This window comes from Burkholderia contaminans (genome assembly GCF_029633825.1).
Lineage (GTDB): Bacteria > Pseudomonadota > Gammaproteobacteria > Burkholderiales > Burkholderiaceae > Burkholderia > Burkholderia contaminans.
Map to the genome: position 1 here is coordinate 943633 of NZ_CP090641.1, position 16239 is coordinate 959871.

At 65.6% G+C, this 16239-nt stretch carries 17 protein-coding genes and 2 pseudogenes; 7 read left to right on the forward strand and 12 right to left on the reverse strand.

Going from position 1 to position 16239, the window contains the following annotated elements; genetic code table 11:
• The first annotated feature begins 55 nt into the window (after positions 1 to 55).
• Complete coding sequence (locus LXE91_RS21940; RefSeq protein WP_039366328.1) at positions 56 to 1357, forward strand: aspartate aminotransferase family protein; 1302 nt, start codon at positions 56 to 58, stop codon at positions 1355 to 1357.
• Positions 1358 to 1392: 35 nt separating this feature from the next.
• On the opposite strand, the gene LXE91_RS21945 is transcribed toward LXE91_RS21940, so the two are convergent.
• Positions 1393 to 2475, reverse strand: coding sequence for a helix-turn-helix transcriptional regulator (locus LXE91_RS21945; protein WP_039366326.1), 1083 nt, complete (start codon positions 2473 to 2475; stop codon positions 1393 to 1395).
• A 468-nt stretch (positions 2476 to 2943) separates the two neighbouring features.
• Between LXE91_RS21945 and LXE91_RS21950 the strand changes: the two genes are divergently transcribed.
• Positions 2944 to 3216: a hypothetical protein gene (locus LXE91_RS21950; RefSeq protein WP_039366323.1), complete on the forward strand. Its 273-nt coding sequence runs from the start codon at positions 2944 to 2946 to the stop codon at positions 3214 to 3216.
• Positions 3217 to 3506: 290 nt separating this feature from the next.
• On the opposite strand, the gene LXE91_RS21955 is transcribed toward LXE91_RS21950, so the two are convergent.
• On the reverse strand, positions 3507 to 4256 hold the full coding sequence (locus tag LXE91_RS21955) for an SDR family oxidoreductase (RefSeq protein WP_039366320.1): 750 nt from the start codon (positions 4254 to 4256) through the stop codon (positions 3507 to 3509).
• Positions 4257 to 4301: 45 nt separating this feature from the next.
• On the opposite strand from LXE91_RS21955, the gene LXE91_RS21960 reads away from it, so the two are divergent.
• The 3 genes from LXE91_RS21960 to LXE91_RS21970 all read left to right on the forward strand — a co-directional run bounded on the left by LXE91_RS21960 (position 4302) and on the right by LXE91_RS21970 (position 6662).
• The gene (locus LXE91_RS21960; RefSeq protein WP_039366317.1) at positions 4302 to 5279 is read left to right on the forward strand and encodes an AraC family transcriptional regulator; all 978 of its coding nucleotides are present in this window, start codon (positions 4302 to 4304) and stop codon (positions 5277 to 5279) included.
• Positions 5280 to 5352: 73 nt separating this feature from the next.
• Positions 5353 to 6210 carry an AraC family transcriptional regulator gene (locus LXE91_RS21965; protein WP_039366314.1) on the forward strand — a complete coding sequence of 286 codons (858 nt, stop codon included), beginning with the start codon at positions 5353 to 5355 and terminating at the stop codon, positions 6208 to 6210.
• A gap of 44 nt (positions 6211 to 6254) precedes the next feature.
• Positions 6255 to 6662, forward strand: coding sequence for a DUF2000 domain-containing protein (locus LXE91_RS21970; protein ID WP_039366311.1), 408 nt, complete (start codon positions 6255 to 6257; stop codon positions 6660 to 6662).
• Positions 6663 to 6699: 37 nt separating this feature from the next.
• Here LXE91_RS21970 and LXE91_RS21975 read toward each other — a convergent pair whose 3' ends face one another.
• Positions 6700 to 7146, reverse strand: a complete 447-nt coding sequence (locus LXE91_RS21975; RefSeq protein ID WP_039366307.1) for a hypothetical protein — start codon at positions 7144 to 7146, stop codon at positions 6700 to 6702.
• On the reverse strand, positions 7118 to 7717 hold the full coding sequence (locus LXE91_RS21980) for a nucleotidyltransferase domain-containing protein (protein WP_039366304.1): 600 nt from the start codon (positions 7715 to 7717) through the stop codon (positions 7118 to 7120). Before LXE91_RS21980 ends, LXE91_RS21975 begins: the two co-directional genes overlap by 29 nt.
• Before the next feature lie 162 nt (positions 7718 to 7879).
• Between LXE91_RS21980 and LXE91_RS21985 the strand changes: the two are divergent.
• A pseudogene (locus LXE91_RS21985) lies at positions 7880 to 8017 on the forward strand (DUF2000 family protein); the annotation flags it as partial.
• Between the two features lie 30 nt (positions 8018 to 8047).
• On the opposite strand, the gene LXE91_RS21990 reads toward LXE91_RS21985, so the two are convergent.
• The 3 genes and pseudogenes from LXE91_RS21990 to LXE91_RS22000 form a co-directional block, all read right to left on the reverse strand.
• Positions 8048 to 8398: a VOC family protein gene (locus LXE91_RS21990; RefSeq protein ID WP_039366301.1), complete on the reverse strand. Its 351-nt coding sequence runs from the start codon at positions 8396 to 8398 to the stop codon at positions 8048 to 8050.
• A 66-nt stretch (positions 8399 to 8464) separates the two neighbouring features.
• Positions 8465 to 9388, reverse strand: coding sequence for a DMT family transporter (locus LXE91_RS21995; protein WP_039366298.1), 924 nt, complete (start codon positions 9386 to 9388; stop codon positions 8465 to 8467).
• A gap of 13 nt (positions 9389 to 9401) precedes the next feature.
• A pseudogene (locus LXE91_RS22000) lies at positions 9402 to 9518 on the reverse strand (2OG-Fe(II) oxygenase); the annotation flags it as partial.
• A 393-nt stretch (positions 9519 to 9911) separates the two neighbouring features.
• Here LXE91_RS22000 and LXE91_RS22005 point away from each other — a divergent pair.
• Complete coding sequence (locus LXE91_RS22005; RefSeq protein WP_039366292.1) at positions 9912 to 10763, forward strand: LysR substrate-binding domain-containing protein; 852 nt, start codon at positions 9912 to 9914, stop codon at positions 10761 to 10763.
• A gap of 82 nt (positions 10764 to 10845) precedes the next feature.
• Here LXE91_RS22005 and LXE91_RS22010 read toward each other — a convergent pair whose 3' ends face one another.
• The 5 genes from LXE91_RS22010 to LXE91_RS22030 all read right to left on the reverse strand — a co-directional run bounded on the left by LXE91_RS22010 (position 10846) and on the right by LXE91_RS22030 (position 15823).
• Positions 10846 to 11547: an ABC transporter ATP-binding protein gene (locus LXE91_RS22010; RefSeq protein ID WP_039366289.1), complete on the reverse strand. Its 702-nt coding sequence runs from the start codon at positions 11545 to 11547 to the stop codon at positions 10846 to 10848.
• Entirely contained in the window at positions 11547 to 12320 is a 774-nt protein-coding gene (livG, locus tag LXE91_RS22015) for a high-affinity branched-chain amino acid ABC transporter ATP-binding protein LivG (protein ID WP_039366287.1), read from the reverse strand. The genes LXE91_RS22010 and livG overlap by 1 nt, the downstream gene beginning before the upstream one ends.
• Positions 12317 to 13588, reverse strand: a complete 1272-nt coding sequence (locus tag LXE91_RS22020) for a high-affinity branched-chain amino acid ABC transporter permease LivM (protein WP_039366283.1) — start codon at positions 13586 to 13588, stop codon at positions 12317 to 12319. The genes livG and LXE91_RS22020 overlap by 4 nt, the downstream gene beginning before the upstream one ends.
• 11 nt (positions 13589 to 13599) lie before the next feature.
• Positions 13600 to 14526, reverse strand: coding sequence for a high-affinity branched-chain amino acid ABC transporter permease LivH (livH, locus tag LXE91_RS22025; RefSeq protein ID WP_034186151.1), 927 nt, complete (start codon positions 14524 to 14526; stop codon positions 13600 to 13602).
• 181 nt (positions 14527 to 14707) lie between these two features.
• Complete coding sequence (locus LXE91_RS22030) at positions 14708 to 15823, reverse strand: branched-chain amino acid ABC transporter substrate-binding protein (protein WP_046544110.1); 1116 nt, start codon at positions 15821 to 15823, stop codon at positions 14708 to 14710.
• Positions 15824 to 16239: the final 416 nt, after the last annotated feature.

A 16239-nucleotide genomic window follows, 5' to 3' on the forward strand; every position in this document is an offset into this window, starting at 1 on the left:
AACCAGACGCGCGCCTAGACTGCAAGCGCCCCCTGCCCCTTCCTGGAGACGCCCGATGTCCCTGAACGACGACCCGACCTTCTGGCGCAACGCCCGGCAGCACCTGGTCCGCTACGGCGGCACGTTCGAGCCGATGATCATCGAGCGCGCGAAAGGCAGCTTCGTGTACGACGCGGACGGCCGCGCGATCCTCGATTTCACGTCGGGCCAGATGAGCGCGGTGCTCGGCCACAGCCATCCGGAGATCGTGTCCGTGATCGGCGAATACGCGGGCAAGCTCGACCACCTGTTCAGCGGGATGCTGTCGCGGCCGGTCGTCGACCTCGCGACGCGCCTCGCCGACGTCACGCCTGCCGGCCTCGATCGCGCGCTCTTGCTCAGCACCGGCGCGGAATCGAACGAAGCGGCAATCCGGATGGCGAAGCTCGTCACCGGCAAGTACGAGATCGTCGGCTTCGCGCAGTCGTGGCACGGAATGACGGGCGCGGCCGCGTCGGCCACGTACAGCGCCGGCCGCAAGGGCGTCGGCCCGGCCGCCGTCGGCTCGTTCGCGATTCCGGCGCCGTTCACGTACCGCCCGCGCTTCGAGCGCAACGGCGGCTACGACTATCTGGCTGAACTCGACTACGCGTTCGACCTGATCGATCGCCAGTCGAGCGGCAACCTCGCGGCCTTCATCGCCGAACCGATCCTCAGCTCGGGCGGGATCATCGAACTGCCCGAAGGCTATATGGCGGCGCTCAAGCGCAAGTGCGAGGAACGCGGGATGCTGCTGATCCTCGACGAGGCGCAAACGGGCGTCGGCCGCACCGGCACGATGTTCGCGTGCCAGCGCGACGGCGTGACGCCCGACATCCTGACGCTGTCGAAGACGCTCGGCGCCGGGCTGCCGCTCGCGGCGATGGTGACGTCCGCGGCTATCGAGGAACGCGCGCACGAACTCGGCTACCTGTTCTACACGACGCACGTGTCGGATCCGCTGCCCGCGGCCGTCGGCCTGCGCGTGCTGGACGTCGTGCAGCGCGACGGGCTCGTCGCGCGCGCGAACGTGATGGGCGACCGGCTCCGGCGCGGCCTGCTCGACCTGATGGAACGCTTCGACTGCATCGGCGACGTGCGCGGACGCGGGCTGCTGCTCGGCGTCGAGATCGTCAAGGATCGCCGCACGAAGGAACCGGCGGACGGGCTCGGCGCGAAGATCACGCGCGAATGCATGAACCTCGGGCTCAGCATGAACATCGTGCAGTTGCCGGGCATGGGCGGCGTATTCCGGATCGCGCCGCCGCTGACCGTCAGCGATGCGGAAATCGACCTCGGGTTGTCATTACTCGAGCAGGCAATCCGGCGCGCGCTGTAACGAAACGCCAGGCATCACGCCGCGCGCGTCGAAACCTAGTCGAGCCGACCGGCCCGAAACACGCTGCGCAATTCGTCATGATTGTGGACGTTGAGCCGGCGATAGATCTTGCGAACATGATCGACGACCGTGCTGTCGCGCAGCGCGAAGTCGCGCGCAATCTCGCTGTGCGAGCGGCCCAGCACGAGCTGCACGCAGAGTTCGCGCTGTCGCTCGGTCAGGCCGAACGCGAAGCCGAGCCGTTCGACCATCAGCCTGAGCGGCGGAAAGTGTTCGATATGGATCACGATCGCGGCATCGCGTTGCAACGCGGCCGCGTCGGTGCATCGATAGGCCTTGAAGCGGAAACGTCCCGCAGGGTTGCGACGCTCGAACGTCGCGGGTGGTGCCGGGTAGCCGCGCCAGATCCGGTCGAGGTTCGACCGGAGCGGCGCGAGCCAGTCCGGCAAGCGTTCGTGACGGTAGAACGCGAGCGGCTCGCCGGTCGCGAGCGCCAGCATCCGGATGCTGTTCGCGTTGTGCAGCAGGAGCCGGCCATCGTCGTCGACCACCATGGTCGCGGATTCGCTGCATTCCGATTCGCGCAGCGTGGGCTGCACGGGCTGCGACAGCGCATGCGCAAGATGCCGCGCCACGGGTTCGATGTCGCGATGGTTCTGCTCCGAGAACGGACGCGCGCCCGGTGCGCGCGACAGCAGCAGGCTGCCCCAGCCGCGCGTGCCGTCCGTCGCGGTCAGCTCGAGACAGTGGCGCATCGACACCGGCCGCCACAGATCCGCATACATGTCGCTCGCGAGCAATGCATCGTCGTAGTGCACGCTGTTGTCGAAACCGCGTCCGCGGCGCATCGCACCCGAAAACGTGATGCCCAGCACCTCCTGCCGGGACGTGTTGTGGATGTTCGCGAAATACGTCGGCAAGAGCGTATAGACCACCTCGTTTTCGCTGCACACGTCCGACACGGCGTAGTGTTCGTCGGCATAGAAGAACATGCCCCAATCGGCACCGACGATGTGCCGGGTCGCCTCAATCACCTGAGGAATGACGAGATGCGGCTCGACGGCAAGCGAACAGAGCCGACGAATATGACTCGCAAGCGCGACGTGTTTGTCAGACATGAATGCGCTCCTCGAACATGCACCGGATTCGCGCGCGGGCCGCGACGACATGCTCGACTTCACACGTTCCGCGATGTCTGTCCAGTTTAGGCATGCCACATGACAACGAGGGCAATTACCCCCTTTCAGGAGGGCGTTAAACCGGCAGGCGGGTTCTATCATTTCGCCATTCCGGCTGCATTCGCGTGACGAACCCACTTCTGCGTTCGGCGTGGAGAATTTGTCCGGCGCGATGGCATGGCGGCGGAATGACACGATTCACGATGCGCGAGTCGAACGCGCACATGACGACTCGACATGCGCGACAGAAACCCGTTGCGAAGTGCATGCCGATGCGTCAATCGCCGGAACACCTTGGGAAATTGCCGGGGGGAAGATCGACGTGACGCATGCGGAACGTCGACATACGCGGACGACGCAGAATTCGCGTCGTGGTTGTTGCATCGCTTTTTCATGTGAGGTGCCACGATGAAGAGCATGGTCAAGGCAGCACTGGCCGTCGTTTGTGTGTTGGGCGCATCCGGCCTCGCCCGCGCGCAGGACGATGGCGCAGCGGCAGCGTCGAGCAAGCCGTCCGACTCGGCGATCAGCGCAACGTCGATGGGCAGCATGCCCGGCGCCGGTTCGCAGGCGGGTGGACCGACCGGGCTCACGCGCGCGCAGGTCAAGGACGAATACCTGCGGATGCAGAGGTCGGGCGAACTCCAGCGTCTGAACCAGCTGTACGAAGGCGGCCAGTAGCAGTAGAAGTCCGGCTCGGCATGGTCGCTCGTGTATCGGGTGGGGGTAGCGATGGCGCGACCATGCATGGTCAACGAACAGACGGCGAGCAGAAGCGCACGCGGCGTTCTTTCATGCCGGGCGCGACATGCTGAAAGACACGGACCGCATCGGTCCGTGATGCATGCACGTACGTGTATGCCATCGCGCTGCCGGCCCGTTTCAGACCGGCAGCATCCTGCATCACTCACGCAAACGAGCCTGCTTGATCCGGTCGCCGGCAAGCAGGCTCGCGCCCAGGTCGGCGAGCCTCAGCCCGCTTCCGCCGCCCACGCGACGGCATCGGCGCCGGCCGGAATGCGCATCGGGCTCGACGGATCGGTCGCCGCGCGCCACACGGCTTCGGCGACGTCCTGCGCGTGGGTGATCGGCGCGGCTTCGTCGACGATGCGCGCAAAGACCGCCGCGGCAAATTCCGCATAAGCCTCGTGCTCGAAGCCGTGCATGTGCGCGCGTGCGTTCTCGGCGAAACGCGTGTCGGGCGCACGGCCCGGCAGCACGAGATGCGCACGCACGCCGAACGGCGCGAGTTCGAGCGCCACCGATTCGGTGTACGCATTGACCGCCGCCTTGCTGGCGCGATAGGCGGCGAGCAGCGGCAGCACCTTCAGCGTGACGCTCGACGTGACGTTCACGACCACGCCGGCTCCGCGCTGACGCAATTGCGGCAACACGGCCTGCGTGACCGCGATCGTGCCGAACGTGTTGGTCTCGAACAGGGCGCGCACCGTGTCGAGCGGCATGAGTTCGGCCGGTGCCGCCGCGCCGAAACCGGCATTGTTGACGAGTACGTCGATCGGGCCGGCGGCGTCGATCGCCGCGCGGATGCTGTCGGGATTCGTGACATCGAGCGCCAGCACGCGCAGGTTCGCCGACGGCGGCAGCACGTCCTCGCGCGGCGTGCGCATCGTCGCGACGACCCGCCAGTCGCGGGCCAGGAAATAGCGGGCAATCTCGAGGCCGAAGCCGGAGGAACAGCCGGTGATCAATACGGTCTTCATGCGAACTCACTCCTGTGACGTGTTGAGCATGTGTTCGTACGATAGATGGCCGGATCCGTATTCGCTACAATCGACAATCCGATTTTCATTTGCGAGAGTCCGGCGATGATCGATCCGTTAGCCGAGGTCGTGACGCTGCTGCAGCCGAGCACGCGGTATTCCAAGCTCGTTCACGGCGCGAGCCCCTGGCGCATCAGCCGCACGGTCGCCGGCGAGCCGTTCTATTGCGTGGTCCTGGATGGCGGGTGCCGGGTCGCGATCGACGGGCATCCGCCGATCGACCTGCTGCCCGGCGATTTCGTGTTGATTCCGGCTGCCTACGGCGTCGCGATATCCAGCTTTGACCTCCCGCCGCCCGGCGTCGAAACCGCCGCGCCGGTCGCGCTCGACAACGGCGAATACCGGATCGGCGACGCGAACCGCCCGGTCGACACACGCATGATGGCCGGCCATTGCAGCTTCAGTTCGCCCGACGCTGCGCTGCTGGTATCGCTGCTGCCGCAATACGTGCACGTGCGCGGCGAACCGCGCCTGACCACGCTCGTGCAACTCGTGCGTGACGAATCGCGCGCGCAGCGGCCGGCGCGCGAACTCGTGCTGTCGCGCCTCGTGGAAGTGCTGCTGATCGAGGCACTGCGATTCTCGGCGGGCACGGACGCCTCGCGCGGCCTCGTGCGCGGGCTCGCCGACAGCCGGCTGGCCGCCGCGCTGCGCCGGATGCACGAACGCCCCGCCCATCCGTGGACGATCGTCGAGCTCGCGAAGGAAGCCGCGCTGTCGCGCTCGACCTTCTTCGAACGCTTCAGCCGCGCCGTCGGCCTCGCGCCGATGGAATACCTGCTCACGTGGCGCATGGCGCTCGCGAAGGATCTGCTCCGCCGCAACGAGGGCCGCATCGCCGAGATCGCGGGGCGCGTGGGCTACAGTTCCGCGAGCACATTCAGCGTCGCGTTCACGCGCCACGTCGGCCGGCCGCCCGCGCAATATGCACGCGACGAACAAGCGGCGGCGAACGAAGCATGATGCGCACCCGCAACCACTGCCCCGCGACTTGCGTACACTATCCGTCACGCCACGACGACCCGCGACGCCTCCGATGACGACACCCGCGAAGCCCATCGACACGACCGGCCATTGGCTCGTCGCACGGCGCGATGCGGAAACCGGCATCGAAAGCCTGCATGCGCATTTCAACGGCCATGCATACGATACGCACGATCACGACGACATGCTGGTCGGCTTCACCGAACAGGGCGTACAGCAATTCCAGTGCCACCGGTCGGTGCATACGAGCGTGCCGGGCCGCGCGATCCTGATCGAGCCCGGCGCGCTGCACGATGGCCACGCGCCCGAAGCCGGCGGCTTCACCTACGGGATGCTGTACCTGCCGCAAGCGTGGGTCGAGCGCGCGGCGCGCCGGCTGGACCTGCCGGGCCTCGGTAGCGTCGAGGTGTCGTTCGGCCATACGCTCGTCGACGATCGTGGCCTCGTCGACGCAATCCGCCAGGCATTTCTCGCGATCCACGGCAACGAAGGAAAGCTCGCGCGCGACCAGACGCTCGACCGCTTGTTGATCCGGCTCGGCGGCGAACTGCGCGGGCCGCTCGTGCTGGAAAGCGCCGTCGTGCCACCCGCGATCGCGCGCGTGCGCGATCTGCTGCATGAACACATGGACGGCAACATCGGGCTCGACGAACTCGCGCACGTCGCGGGGATCGACCGGTTCCGGCTGACGCGGCTGTTCCAGCGTGCGTTCGGCACGTCGCCGCACGCGTACCTGGTGCGCTTGCGGCTGCGTGCCGCGCGCCGGTTGCTGGCGGCCGGCCGCACGCCCGCGCAGGCCGCTGCGGACGTCGGGTTCGCCGACCAGAGCCACCTCGGCCGCTGGTTCCGCCGCGCGTACCGGATCACGCCGGCCGCCTACCGGCAACTGTGCACAAACGTTCCAGACTGATCGTGCGCGGCAGCCGATCATGAGCGTCTCTACAAGGAGCACTCATGTTCGATACCAAGGTAGCGCTGATCGTGCGCGACGATCTCGCCGCGTGGCAAAAACTCAACGTCGTCGCGTTTCTCGCGACGGGCGTCGCGGCCGAAGCGCCCGAAGCGCTCGGCGAGCCTTACGAGGATGCGTCGGGACGCCGCTACGGCCGCATGCTGGGCCAGCCGATACTGGTGTTCGCGGCCGACCTGAACGGCCTGCAGGCCGCGCACCGGCAGGCGCTGTCGCGGGAACTCACGATCGTGCCCTACGTGCACGCGATGTTTTCGACCGGGCACGACGCGGCCAACCGTGAAGTGTTTCGCGCTGGCGACGCGGAAAATCTCGACTTCGTCGGGCTGGCGCTGCGCGGGCCGAAGAAGGCGGTCGACAAGGCCGTGAAGGGGTTGGCGTTGCATGCGTGAACCGGCACGTCAAATCGACGATTCAACACGATAACGGCTATTGCGCGTGCAGCAACTCCGGCTTGTTCCCGTCCATCCACGCCTTTACATCAATCAGGAGCGCCGACGCACTATCGAAACACTCGCGAACCGCCGACGCCTGAACCACATCCCCGGAGTAATCGGACAGATTGCGCTGCTTGCGCAGCGCGTCGAGTACGATCATGCGCTCAACCGGCAAGCCGATTGTCTGTGGAAGCGTCTGGATCGCCGTCTGGTGGTGCCCCGGCCGACTCGTCAATGTACGAAATCCGTTCGCGTGCAACGCCAGCATGGCGAGTTGCATGATCGCCTTATAAGCCGCATCAAAGCGGTTTTCGTTGCTCAATGCTGCGAGTTGCGCATCCGCCAAATTTCGTTCCGCTGCGGCCAGCAGGCGCATCGCTTGTTCTCGGTCCGGCCGGACCGCATCGAGACTAACGCCGAGCAAGTTCTGCAAGGTCATGGTCGCTACCAATCAAGAAAATCTTGGGTTTTCCAAGCACGTCCCGCAAAAAGGCATCCTGCCCGGCAACGCCGTCGCGAAACTCGTCCGGGGACAGCACCTTGGGATTGATATCCCGCCCCAATGTCGCCTGTGCGTCGTAAAGCAGCCGGACCACCGTTGCAAAACCAACCGAGCCGATCACCATCACATCGACGTCACTGTCCGCCGTCTCCTGACCACGCGCGACGGAGCCGAACACGAACGCCACACTGATTTCCTCGGCGCAGGGCAACAACGCGTCGGACAGCACATCCCCCATACCCGAGGTCTTTCGCATGATCGAAGCGAGTTCCTCGAAAATGGGACAACTTCGATTCGCGCGATAACGCACCTGATTGCCTTGCCGGTCCCGGCTCAGGATGCCGGCTTCGGCCAGCTTGCTCAGTTCCTTGTGCAGCGTACCGGGCGTCGTGCCCGTCAAACGGGCGATCTCGCGGACATGCAACGCCTGGTCGGGCCTCAACAGGAGCAGGCCCAACGCGCGGCGCCGATAGTCACTAAACAGGGTCGAGGCAATGGATCGTAGCATGATTGACTACGATTGTAGCTCAAATGGCTACAAGGCATAGTCCGAGTCGCCGATTCTGCATCGACTTGAGTGGATTACCTGAATGTAGCCAATTTAACTACGATCGAAGCAAATCTAGCTACATACTTACTCCGCTCAGCAAGCAGCCCGCCATGTCACAGCGCGACCGGGCACGACGCGGCCAATCGTGACGTGTTTCGCGCCGGCGACGCGGAAAATCTCGACTTCGTCGGACTGGCGTTGCGCGGACCGAAGAAGGCGGTCGACAAGGCGGTGAAGGGGTTGGCGTTGCATGCGTAAACATTCGTCAAGCCGCCCCGGCGGGCAGCGTCAGCGATGCGCGAGCACGTTGACCAGCTTGCCGAACGGGTCACGCACATAGAACCGCCGCACGCCCCACGGCTCGTCGACCGGCCCGTATTCGACCGGGATCCCGGCCACATGTACGCGTGCGAGCGCTTCATCGACGTCGTCGACCTCGATCGACAGGTCGGGCGTCGGCGTGCCCGATCCGCCCTGCGACGCGAAGCTGATCTGCACGTCCATCCGCTCGGCATTGCCGTAGGTCGCGATCCAGCCGTGGTCCATCAGCAGGTCGAGGCCGAAGATCCGTTGATAGAAGCACTTCGCGTCGTCGACTGATCGGGTGTCGACATTGGCGACGATCCGTTTGACTTTCATCGGGTTCCTTCGCGGGGCATGACAGTACCGCGACGCTACACCGGAACCGCGCGCGCAACCAGGGCATCAGCGGCCGGCCGCCTCCATGTTCGCCCGCCGCGCCCGCGCGGGCCGCTCCACGTACTTGCCGGCCAGCCATACGCCAACTGCGACGACGACGATGCCGAGATACGTCGTTACCTCGATGCGGTCGCCGAACATCCATGCGGCCCACATCAATGTCACGGGCGGCTCGAGATAGACGAGGGTCGCCACGCGCGTCGCGGGCATGCGCTTGAGCAGCGCCCACAGCGACAGATAGGCGATGAAGGTCGAGAACACCGTCAGCCACACGACGGAAACCCACACGTTCGGCTGGGTCGGCACGTGCAGGTCGCCCGTGACGATCCCGCACACCGCGAACAGCACGAGGCTCACGCAGCCCTGCACGAACAGCGGCAGGAACAGCCCGTCCTCGTTGCTGCGCGCGGCCGTCAGCGCGCGGCGGCGCTGATAGATCGTCGCGATCGACAGCCCCAGCGCGGACACCAGCGGCAGCAGGTACATCACGAGCCCGACCGACCCGGCGGGCAGCGCATATTGCCCGCCGATCACGATGCCCACGCCGACGAACCCGACGACGAGCCCGGCCCACTGGCGCGCCCCGCTTCGCTCGCTGCCTTCCACCGCCGTAATCGCCGCCGTGATGAGCGGCTGCATCGCGGCGACGATCGCGGCGATGCCGGGCGGCAGGCCATGCTGAATCGCCACGTACACGCACGCCAGATAGAGAAACTGCGACAGGAAGCCGATCACCGCGTGATAGCGAAGCTTCTCCCACGTCAGGCGCCCGAGCTGCCGGTTGAGGACGATCGCGAGGCACAGCGTGACGAGCAGGAACCGCCAGAACAGCAGGTTGAACGCACCGGCCGTCTCCGCGCCGAGCTTGGCGCCGATGAAGCCGGAACTCCACGACAACACGAAAACGAGCTGGAGCAGGAATAGCTGCATGGGGCGACGGCTCTCAGAAAGTTGCCGGGGACAGGCGCGGGTCCGCCAGATCCCCGGGGCGAATCGGTTCGAGCCCGAGGCGGTGATACTGCAGTTCGGCGTCGTCCCGGAGCGCGCGCTGCAGCGCCAGCCGCTCGCTCAACTTGCCGATCGCTTCGCGCAACGAACCGTTGCCGTCGCGGTCCGCGCACAGCGCGGGGCTCCGCACGCCCAGCTCGTTCAGGTTGCGCATCAGCGAAAACACCTCGCGCCCGGCTTCCTTTCTCCTCGCGTCATCGTCGCTGCGCTTGAGCGTCGAATACTTTTCGTGATTCTCGACCGTCCATACCGACTCGGCCTTCAACTTCCTGTCCCGCACCAATGCATCTACAACGAAATCGTTGATCGACATGAATCGTTCCCCGGATACGTGCAACGCGCGACCGGCTGCCTGCCGTTGTCTGCCTGTTGACCGAGAATATGGGATGCTCAATAATTCCGTCAATCGACATTACCTGAATCACTGATTCGGAAAAACCAAATCATGCCGCGCACCCTGGACGTCGACCTGCTGCGAACCTTCCATGCCGTCGCGAAACTCGGCCGCTTCAAGGATGCGGCCGCGCATGTGAATCGCAGCCCGTCGTCGGTCACGGCGCAGATTCAGAAGCTCGAGGAAATGGTTGCGCAGCGCTTGTTTACGCGGAACAACCAGGCCGTCGAACTCACGCAGTATGGCCACAAGCTGCTGAGCGACACCACCGAGTTCCTGCTGAGCCACGACCGGCTCGTCGAATCGCTGTCGCCGCAGATGCTGACCGGCAAGCTGCGGCTCGGCATCCCCGATTCGTACGCCGCGCACTTCATGGCGGAATTCCTGCCGCGCTTCGCCGCCGACCGGCCGCTGCTGGAGCTGACGGTCGAAGCACGCTCCAGCGAAGAGCTGCAGTCGCTGTTCTCGCGCGGCCAGCTGGACATCACGATTGCCGTGGTGCCGAAAGCGATGCCGCACGGCGAGCTGCTCGGCAAGACCCATCCGGTGTGGGTCGCCGCGCGAACCTTCAAGTTCAATCCCGACGCGCCGCTGCCGATCGCCGTGCAATTGCAGGGCTGCCCGTACCGCGATACCGCGCTGAACGCGCTCAAGAAAGCGAAGATCCCGCACCGGATGCTGCTCGAGAGCGCCAGTTCGCCGGCGGTCGAGGCGTGTATCGCGAACGGCCTCGCGGTCGGCCTCATCGAGCACGATCGCGTGTCCGGCAACCTGACGAGCCACGTCGCCGGGATCGTGCTGCCCGATCTCCCGCCGCACCTGATCACCATCCTGACGGACGACAGCAATCGCGCCGCGCTGCATCTGCGCGACGTACTGAAAAGCACGTTCAGGATCGGATGAAGACAAGGCCGGGAACCGGCCTCGCATGAGAAAGCAAAAGCGGAAGCGCCGCCGGCCCGTTGCGGGCCGGCGGCTTTCGGCATCAACCGCCGAGGTAGGCCTGCTTGATGCGATCGTTCGCGAGCAGGTTCGCGCCCGTATCGGCGAGCACCACGCGCCCCGTTTCGAGCACGTAGCCGCGATCGGCCACACCGAGCGCCTTGTTCGCGTTCTGCTCGACGAGGAACACCGTGACGCCTTCGTCGCGGATCGTCCGGATGATGTCGAAGATCTGTGCGATCACGAGCGGCGCGAGGCCGAGCGTCGGCTCATCGAGCAGCAGCAGGCGCGGCTTGCTCATCAGCGCGCGGCCGATCGCCAGCATCTGCTGTTCGCCGCCCGACATCGTGCCGGCCCGCTGCGTCGCGCGTTCCTTCAAACGCGGAAACAGCTTGAACACGTGCTCGATGCCGTCGTCGATCTCGTGACGGCTCGCGAAGAAGCCGCCCATCTTCAGGTTCTCGAGCACCGTCAGGCTCGGGAACACGCGCCGCCCTTCCGGCGAGATCGCCATCCCCTGCCGCATGATCTGGTGCGTCGACATCGCGGTGATGTCCTTGCCCTCGAACAGCACGCGGCCCGACGACGCGCGCGGCGTGCCGCACACGGTCATCATCAACGTCGTCTTGCCGGCGCCGTTGCTGCCGATCAGCGTGACGATCTCGCCCTTGTTCACCTCGATCGACACGCCCGCGAGCGCCTCGACCGCGCCATAGTGCGTATGGACCTGTTCCAGCTTCAGCATCACTCTTCCCCCAGATACGCCTTGATCACGCGCGGGTCGTTGCGGACCGCTTCCGGCGTGCCGATCACGATCGGCCGGCCGTGCTCCATCACGAGGATGCGGTCGGACACGCCCATCACGAGGCTCATGTCGTGTTCGATCAGCAGCACCGATACGCCGAACTCGCGGCGCAGCCTGTCGATCAGGTGCTGCAGCTCGATCTTCTCCTGCGGGTTGAGGCCGGCTGCCGGCTCGTCGAGCATCAGCAAGCGCGGCTCGGTGATCATGCAGCGCGCGATCTCCAGACGCCGCTGATGCCCGTACGACAACGTGCCCGCCGGCCGGTTGGCAACCGATGTCAGCCCCATCCGGTCGAGCCACACGGCCGCGCGTTCGAGCGCTTCCTTCTCGGCACGGCGATACGCGGGGGTCGAGAACAGGCCGGGCAGCAGCCCCGCCTTCACCTTGCGGTGCTGCGCGACGAGCAGGTTCTCGACGACGGTCAGCGACTTGAACAGGCGGATGTTCTGGAACGTCCGCACGAGGCCCTTCAACGCGATCTTGTGGCTCGGCAGCCCGCCAATCGCGTGGCCGTCGAGGACGACGTCGCCGCCGGTCGGCTTGTAGAAGCCGCCGACGCAGTTGAACACCGTGGTCTTGCCCGCGCCGTTCGGCCCGATGATCGCGAACACTTCATCGCGACGCACGTCGAAATCGATCCCGTCCACCGCGAGCAACCCGCCGAAGCGCATCTGCAGCCCGGCGACCTTCAACAGTTCCGTATTCGCGCTCATTGCGGCAACTCCACGTGGGGACGGCTCGCGGGCAGCAGGCCCTGCGGACGCCACATCATCATCAACACCATCACGAGACCGAAGATCAGCATCCGGTACTCGGCGAAGCCGCGCGCGACTTCCGGCAGCACGGTCAGCAGGATCGCCGCGAGAATCACGCCGAGCTGCGAACCCATCCCGCCGAGCACGACGATCGCGAGGATCAGCGCCGATTCGATGAAGGTGAACGACTCAGGATTCACGAGGCCCTGGCGCGCCGCGAAGAACGCGCCGCAGATACCCGCGAATGCCGCGCCGAGCGTGAACGCCGACAGCTTGATGCGCGTCGGGTTCAGGCCCAGCGAACGGCACGCGATCTCGTCGTCGCGCAGCGCTTCCCACGCACGGCCCATCGGCATGCGGATCAGGCGGCTCGTCACGAACAGCGTGAAGCCGACCAGCACGAGCGCGAGCAGGTACAGGAAGATCACCACGTGGTCGCCGCTGTATTCCAGCCCGATCAGTTCGTGGAAGGTTTTCGCGCCTTCGACGCTCGCGCTGCGCGCCATCTCGTAGCCGAACACGGTCGGCTTCGGGATGCCCGAGATGCCGTCCGGGCCGCCCGTGAGGCTCGTCAGGTTGTTCGCGAGCAGGCGGATGATTTCGCCGAAGCCGAGCGTGACGATCGCGAGATAGTCGCCGCGCAGGCGCAGCACCGGGAAGCCGAGCAGGAAGCCGAACGTCGCGGCCGCGATCGCGGCGAGCGGCAGGCATTCCCAGAACGACAGCCCGAAGTACTGGTTCAGCATCGCGTACGTATAGCCGCCGACCGCGTAGAACCCGACATAGCCGAGATCCAGCAGCCCCGCGAAACCGACCACGATGTTCAGCCCGAGGCCGAGGATCACGTAGATCAGCGCGAGCGTCGCGACGTCCACTGCGCCGCGCGAGCCGAAGAACGGCCACACGAGCCCGACCGCGAGCAGCACCCAGACGATCACGCGCTGCTGCTGCGCGCCCATCGCGGGCAGGGCCGGCAGCTTCACCGACGATTTCGCGCGCACGAGCCACGGCTTGAACAGCTGGAACAGGAACACGCCCGCGACCGCGATCCATACCGGCCGCCAGTGCGGCGTGAGCGCCACCTGGTAGCCTTCGAGCCTCAGCTGCAGCCCGAGCACCGGAATCGTGAGGATCGCCGTCAGGAACGCGGCGGCCACGGCATTTTTCAGCGCCTGGCCGATCGAAGCGTCGGCGGCCGGGCGGCGAACGGAAATGACTTGACTCATCTGCGTCTCCCTCAAACCTTTTCGATGTCCGACTTGCCGAGCAGGCCGGTCGGGCGGAAGAGCAGGATCAGCACGAGCAGGCCGAACGCCACGACGTCCTTGTACTCGGCCGGCATGTAGCCTGCGGCGAAGGTTTCAGCGAGGCCGAGCAGCACGCCGCCGAGCATCGCGCCCGGGATGCTGCCGATCCCGCCCAGCACCGCGGCGGTAAACGCCTTGATGCCCGCGACGAAGCCGATATACGGGTTCAGCTTGCCGATCGTCAGCCCGATCAGCACGCCGCCGACGGCGGCCAGCATCGCGCCGAGCACGAACGTGAACGAGATCACGCGGTTCGTGTCGATGCCGAGCAGGTTCGCCATCTTCATGTCCTCGGCGCATGCGCGGCACGCACGGCCCATCCGCGAATGCGAGATGAACAGCGTGAGCGCGATCATCAGCACGAGCGTCACGCAGACGATCATCAGCCGCGAATACGGGACGGTCACGTCGAAGTCGCCACCGAGATGGATGTCGAACGCGCCCGAAATCAGCACGGGCACGGACACGTCGCGCGCGCCCTGGCCGATCTGCACGTAGTTCTGCAGGAAGATCGACATGCCGATCGCGGAGATCAGCGGCACGAGGCGCGGGCCGCCGCGCAGCGGCCGATACGCGACGCGCTCGACCGCGAAACCGTACAGGCCGGTGACGATCACCGACACGATCAGGGCGGCGCCGAGCACGAGCGGCAGCGGATAGCCGGCCGAGATACCGATGGCGGTGAGGGTCACGAGGCCCACGTAGGCGCCGATCATGTAGATCTCGCCGTGGGCGAAGTTGATCATGCCGATGATGCCGTAGACCATCGAATAGCCGATGGCGATCAACGCATAGATCGCACCCAGCGTCAGGCCGTTGACCAGCTGCTGGGCGAATTGAGGAAAGAAGTCAGTCATGTGCGGGAAGCTCCCGTTGGCGTTGTGTCGCATGCCGTCGCCGGATCACGGCGTGGCCGCGCGCAACGCACGGTGTCGTCTCGGGCCGCTCCTTGGCTGCGCACTGGGCCGATGCGCTGCCAATACGCACCCGCCCCGTCCGGGTCTCGGACAGGGCGGGTGCGCGGGCGGGTACTCCGTCTTACTTGGCGGCGGTCTTCGTCGCGTCCTTGTGCCACGTGTACACGACGAACTTGAACGCCTTCAGGTCGCCCTGCGCGTCATACGCGACCTTGCCGATCGGCGTGTCGAACGTCGCCTTGTGCATGTACGCGGCGACCTTGGTCGGGTCGGTCGTCTTCGCTCCGGCGATCGAGTCGGCGATGATCTTCACCGCTGCGTACGACGGCATCTGGAACGGGCCGTTCGGGTCGCGCTTCTTGTCCGCGAACGCCTTCACGAGGCCCGCGTTGGCCGGATCGGCCGAGAAGTCGGCCGGCAGCGTGACGAGCATGCCTTCCGACGCCGGGCCGGCGATCGCCGTCACGTCCTTGTTGCCCACGCCTTCAGGCCCCATGAACGTGGCCTTCACGCCCTGCTCGCGCGCCTGGCGCATCAGCAGGCCCATTTCCGGGTGGTAGCCGCCGAAGTAGACGAAGTCGACGCCTTGCGACTTCAGCTTCGTGATGATCGCCGAGTAGTCCGAATCGCCGGCGTTGATGCCTTCGAACAGGACGACCGGAATCTTCGCGGCTTCGAGGTCCTTCTTCACCGACGAGGCGATGCCCTGGCCGTACGACTGCTTGTCGTGCAGGACCGCGACCTTCTTCGGCTTCACGTTGTTGATGATGTAGTGCGCGGCGGCCGGCCCTTGCTGGTCGTCACGGCCGATCGTGCGGAAGATGAAGTGGCGCTTCTTGCCTTCCGTCAGCTGCGGCGCGGTGGCGGACGGCGTGACCATCACGATGCCTTCGTTCTCGTAGATGTCCGACGCGGGAATCGTCGAACCCGAGCACACGTGGCCGATCACGTACTTGATCTTCTGGCTGACGATCTTGTTGGCGACGGCGACGGCCTGCTTCGGTTCGCATGCGTCGTCCATCATCACGACTTCAAACTTGTTGCCGCCCGCACCGCCTGCGGCGTTGACCTGCTCGATCGCGGTCAGCGCGCCGGCCTTCACCATGTCGCCGTATTGGGCGACCGAACCGCTCATCGGACCAGCGATGGCGATCTTCACGGTTTCCGCGTGCGCGGCGGCGGCGCCGGCGGCGAACAGCACGGCGGCGGAAATGGACGTAAGACGGGACAGCGTCATCTGGGAGCTCCTCGATGTTGTTTAGTCATACGGGCAAAGGCGGCATGACTTGCGCAATCGAACAGCACCCGGGGCGAGGACATGGGACACGCCCGAGACACATAGAAGACGGAACTCCAGCGGAATGTTGCGTAGCGGGGCCCGGCTCTTGCAGTCCCCGAAGGGGACGTCTGGTTCGGAAAGACATCGTGATGCGTCTTGCATTGCGCAAGCGTTTCGCCTGCCCCGCTTGCCAAATCGCTTGTTCGGAGGGATGGTCCGACAGCCATTGGCAAGGCAGTCGAAATTATATGGGCGTTTTTAAATCGTCTGTCAAAAATGCCGGTCGACCGAGGGAAAACACGGAGGGTTTTGGGGGTGGCGGTGGCGATGGGGGCGCAACCTTGGGCGGGGCGAGAACGTTTGTCTGGGGTGCA

What these genes read in the sequence shown, in the direction of transcription:
- LXE91_RS21965 (WP_039366314.1), top strand. Translation starts at nt 5,353, where the DNA reads ATGACGACACCCGCGAAGCCCATCGACACGACCGGCCATTGGCTCGTC.
- LXE91_RS21990 (WP_039366301.1), bottom strand. Translation starts at nt 8,398, where the DNA reads ATGAAAGTCAAACGGATCGTCGCCAATGTCGACACCCGATCAGTCGAC.
- LXE91_RS21995 (WP_039366298.1), bottom strand. Translation starts at nt 9,388, where the DNA reads ATGCAGCTATTCCTGCTCCAGCTCGTTTTCGTGTTGTCGTGGAGTTCC.
- LXE91_RS21975 (WP_039366307.1), bottom strand. Translation starts at nt 7,146, where the DNA reads ATGACCTTGCAGAACTTGCTCGGCGTTAGTCTCGATGCGGTCCGGCCG.
- LXE91_RS21940 (WP_039366328.1), top strand. Translation starts at nt 56, where the DNA reads ATGTCCCTGAACGACGACCCGACCTTCTGGCGCAACGCCCGGCAGCAC.
- LXE91_RS22005 (WP_039366292.1), top strand. Translation starts at nt 9,912, where the DNA reads ATGCCGCGCACCCTGGACGTCGACCTGCTGCGAACCTTCCATGCCGTC.
- LXE91_RS21950 (WP_039366323.1), top strand. Translation starts at nt 2,944, where the DNA reads ATGAAGAGCATGGTCAAGGCAGCACTGGCCGTCGTTTGTGTGTTGGGC.
- LXE91_RS22030 (WP_046544110.1), bottom strand. Translation starts at nt 15,823, where the DNA reads ATGACGCTGTCCCGTCTTACGTCCATTTCCGCCGCCGTGCTGTTCGCC.
- LXE91_RS21980 (WP_039366304.1), bottom strand. Translation starts at nt 7,717, where the DNA reads ATGCTACGATCCATTGCCTCGACCCTGTTTAGTGACTATCGGCGCCGC.
- LXE91_RS22010 (WP_039366289.1), bottom strand. Translation starts at nt 11,547, where the DNA reads ATGCTGAAGCTGGAACAGGTCCATACGCACTATGGCGCGGTCGAGGCG.
- LXE91_RS21970 (WP_039366311.1), top strand. Translation starts at nt 6,255, where the DNA reads ATGTTCGATACCAAGGTAGCGCTGATCGTGCGCGACGATCTCGCCGCG.
- livH (WP_034186151.1), bottom strand. Translation starts at nt 14,526, where the DNA reads ATGACTGACTTCTTTCCTCAATTCGCCCAGCAGCTGGTCAACGGCCTG.
- livG (WP_039366287.1), bottom strand. Translation starts at nt 12,320, where the DNA reads ATGAGCGCGAATACGGAACTGTTGAAGGTCGCCGGGCTGCAGATGCGC.
- LXE91_RS21960 (WP_039366317.1), top strand. Translation starts at nt 4,302, where the DNA reads ATGGCCGGATCCGTATTCGCTACAATCGACAATCCGATTTTCATTTGC.
- LXE91_RS21945 (WP_039366326.1), bottom strand. Translation starts at nt 2,475, where the DNA reads ATGTCTGACAAACACGTCGCGCTTGCGAGTCATATTCGTCGGCTCTGT.
- LXE91_RS21955 (WP_039366320.1), bottom strand. Translation starts at nt 4,256, where the DNA reads ATGAAGACCGTATTGATCACCGGCTGTTCCTCCGGCTTCGGCCTCGAG.
- LXE91_RS22020 (WP_039366283.1), bottom strand. Translation starts at nt 13,588, where the DNA reads ATGAGTCAAGTCATTTCCGTTCGCCGCCCGGCCGCCGACGCTTCGATC.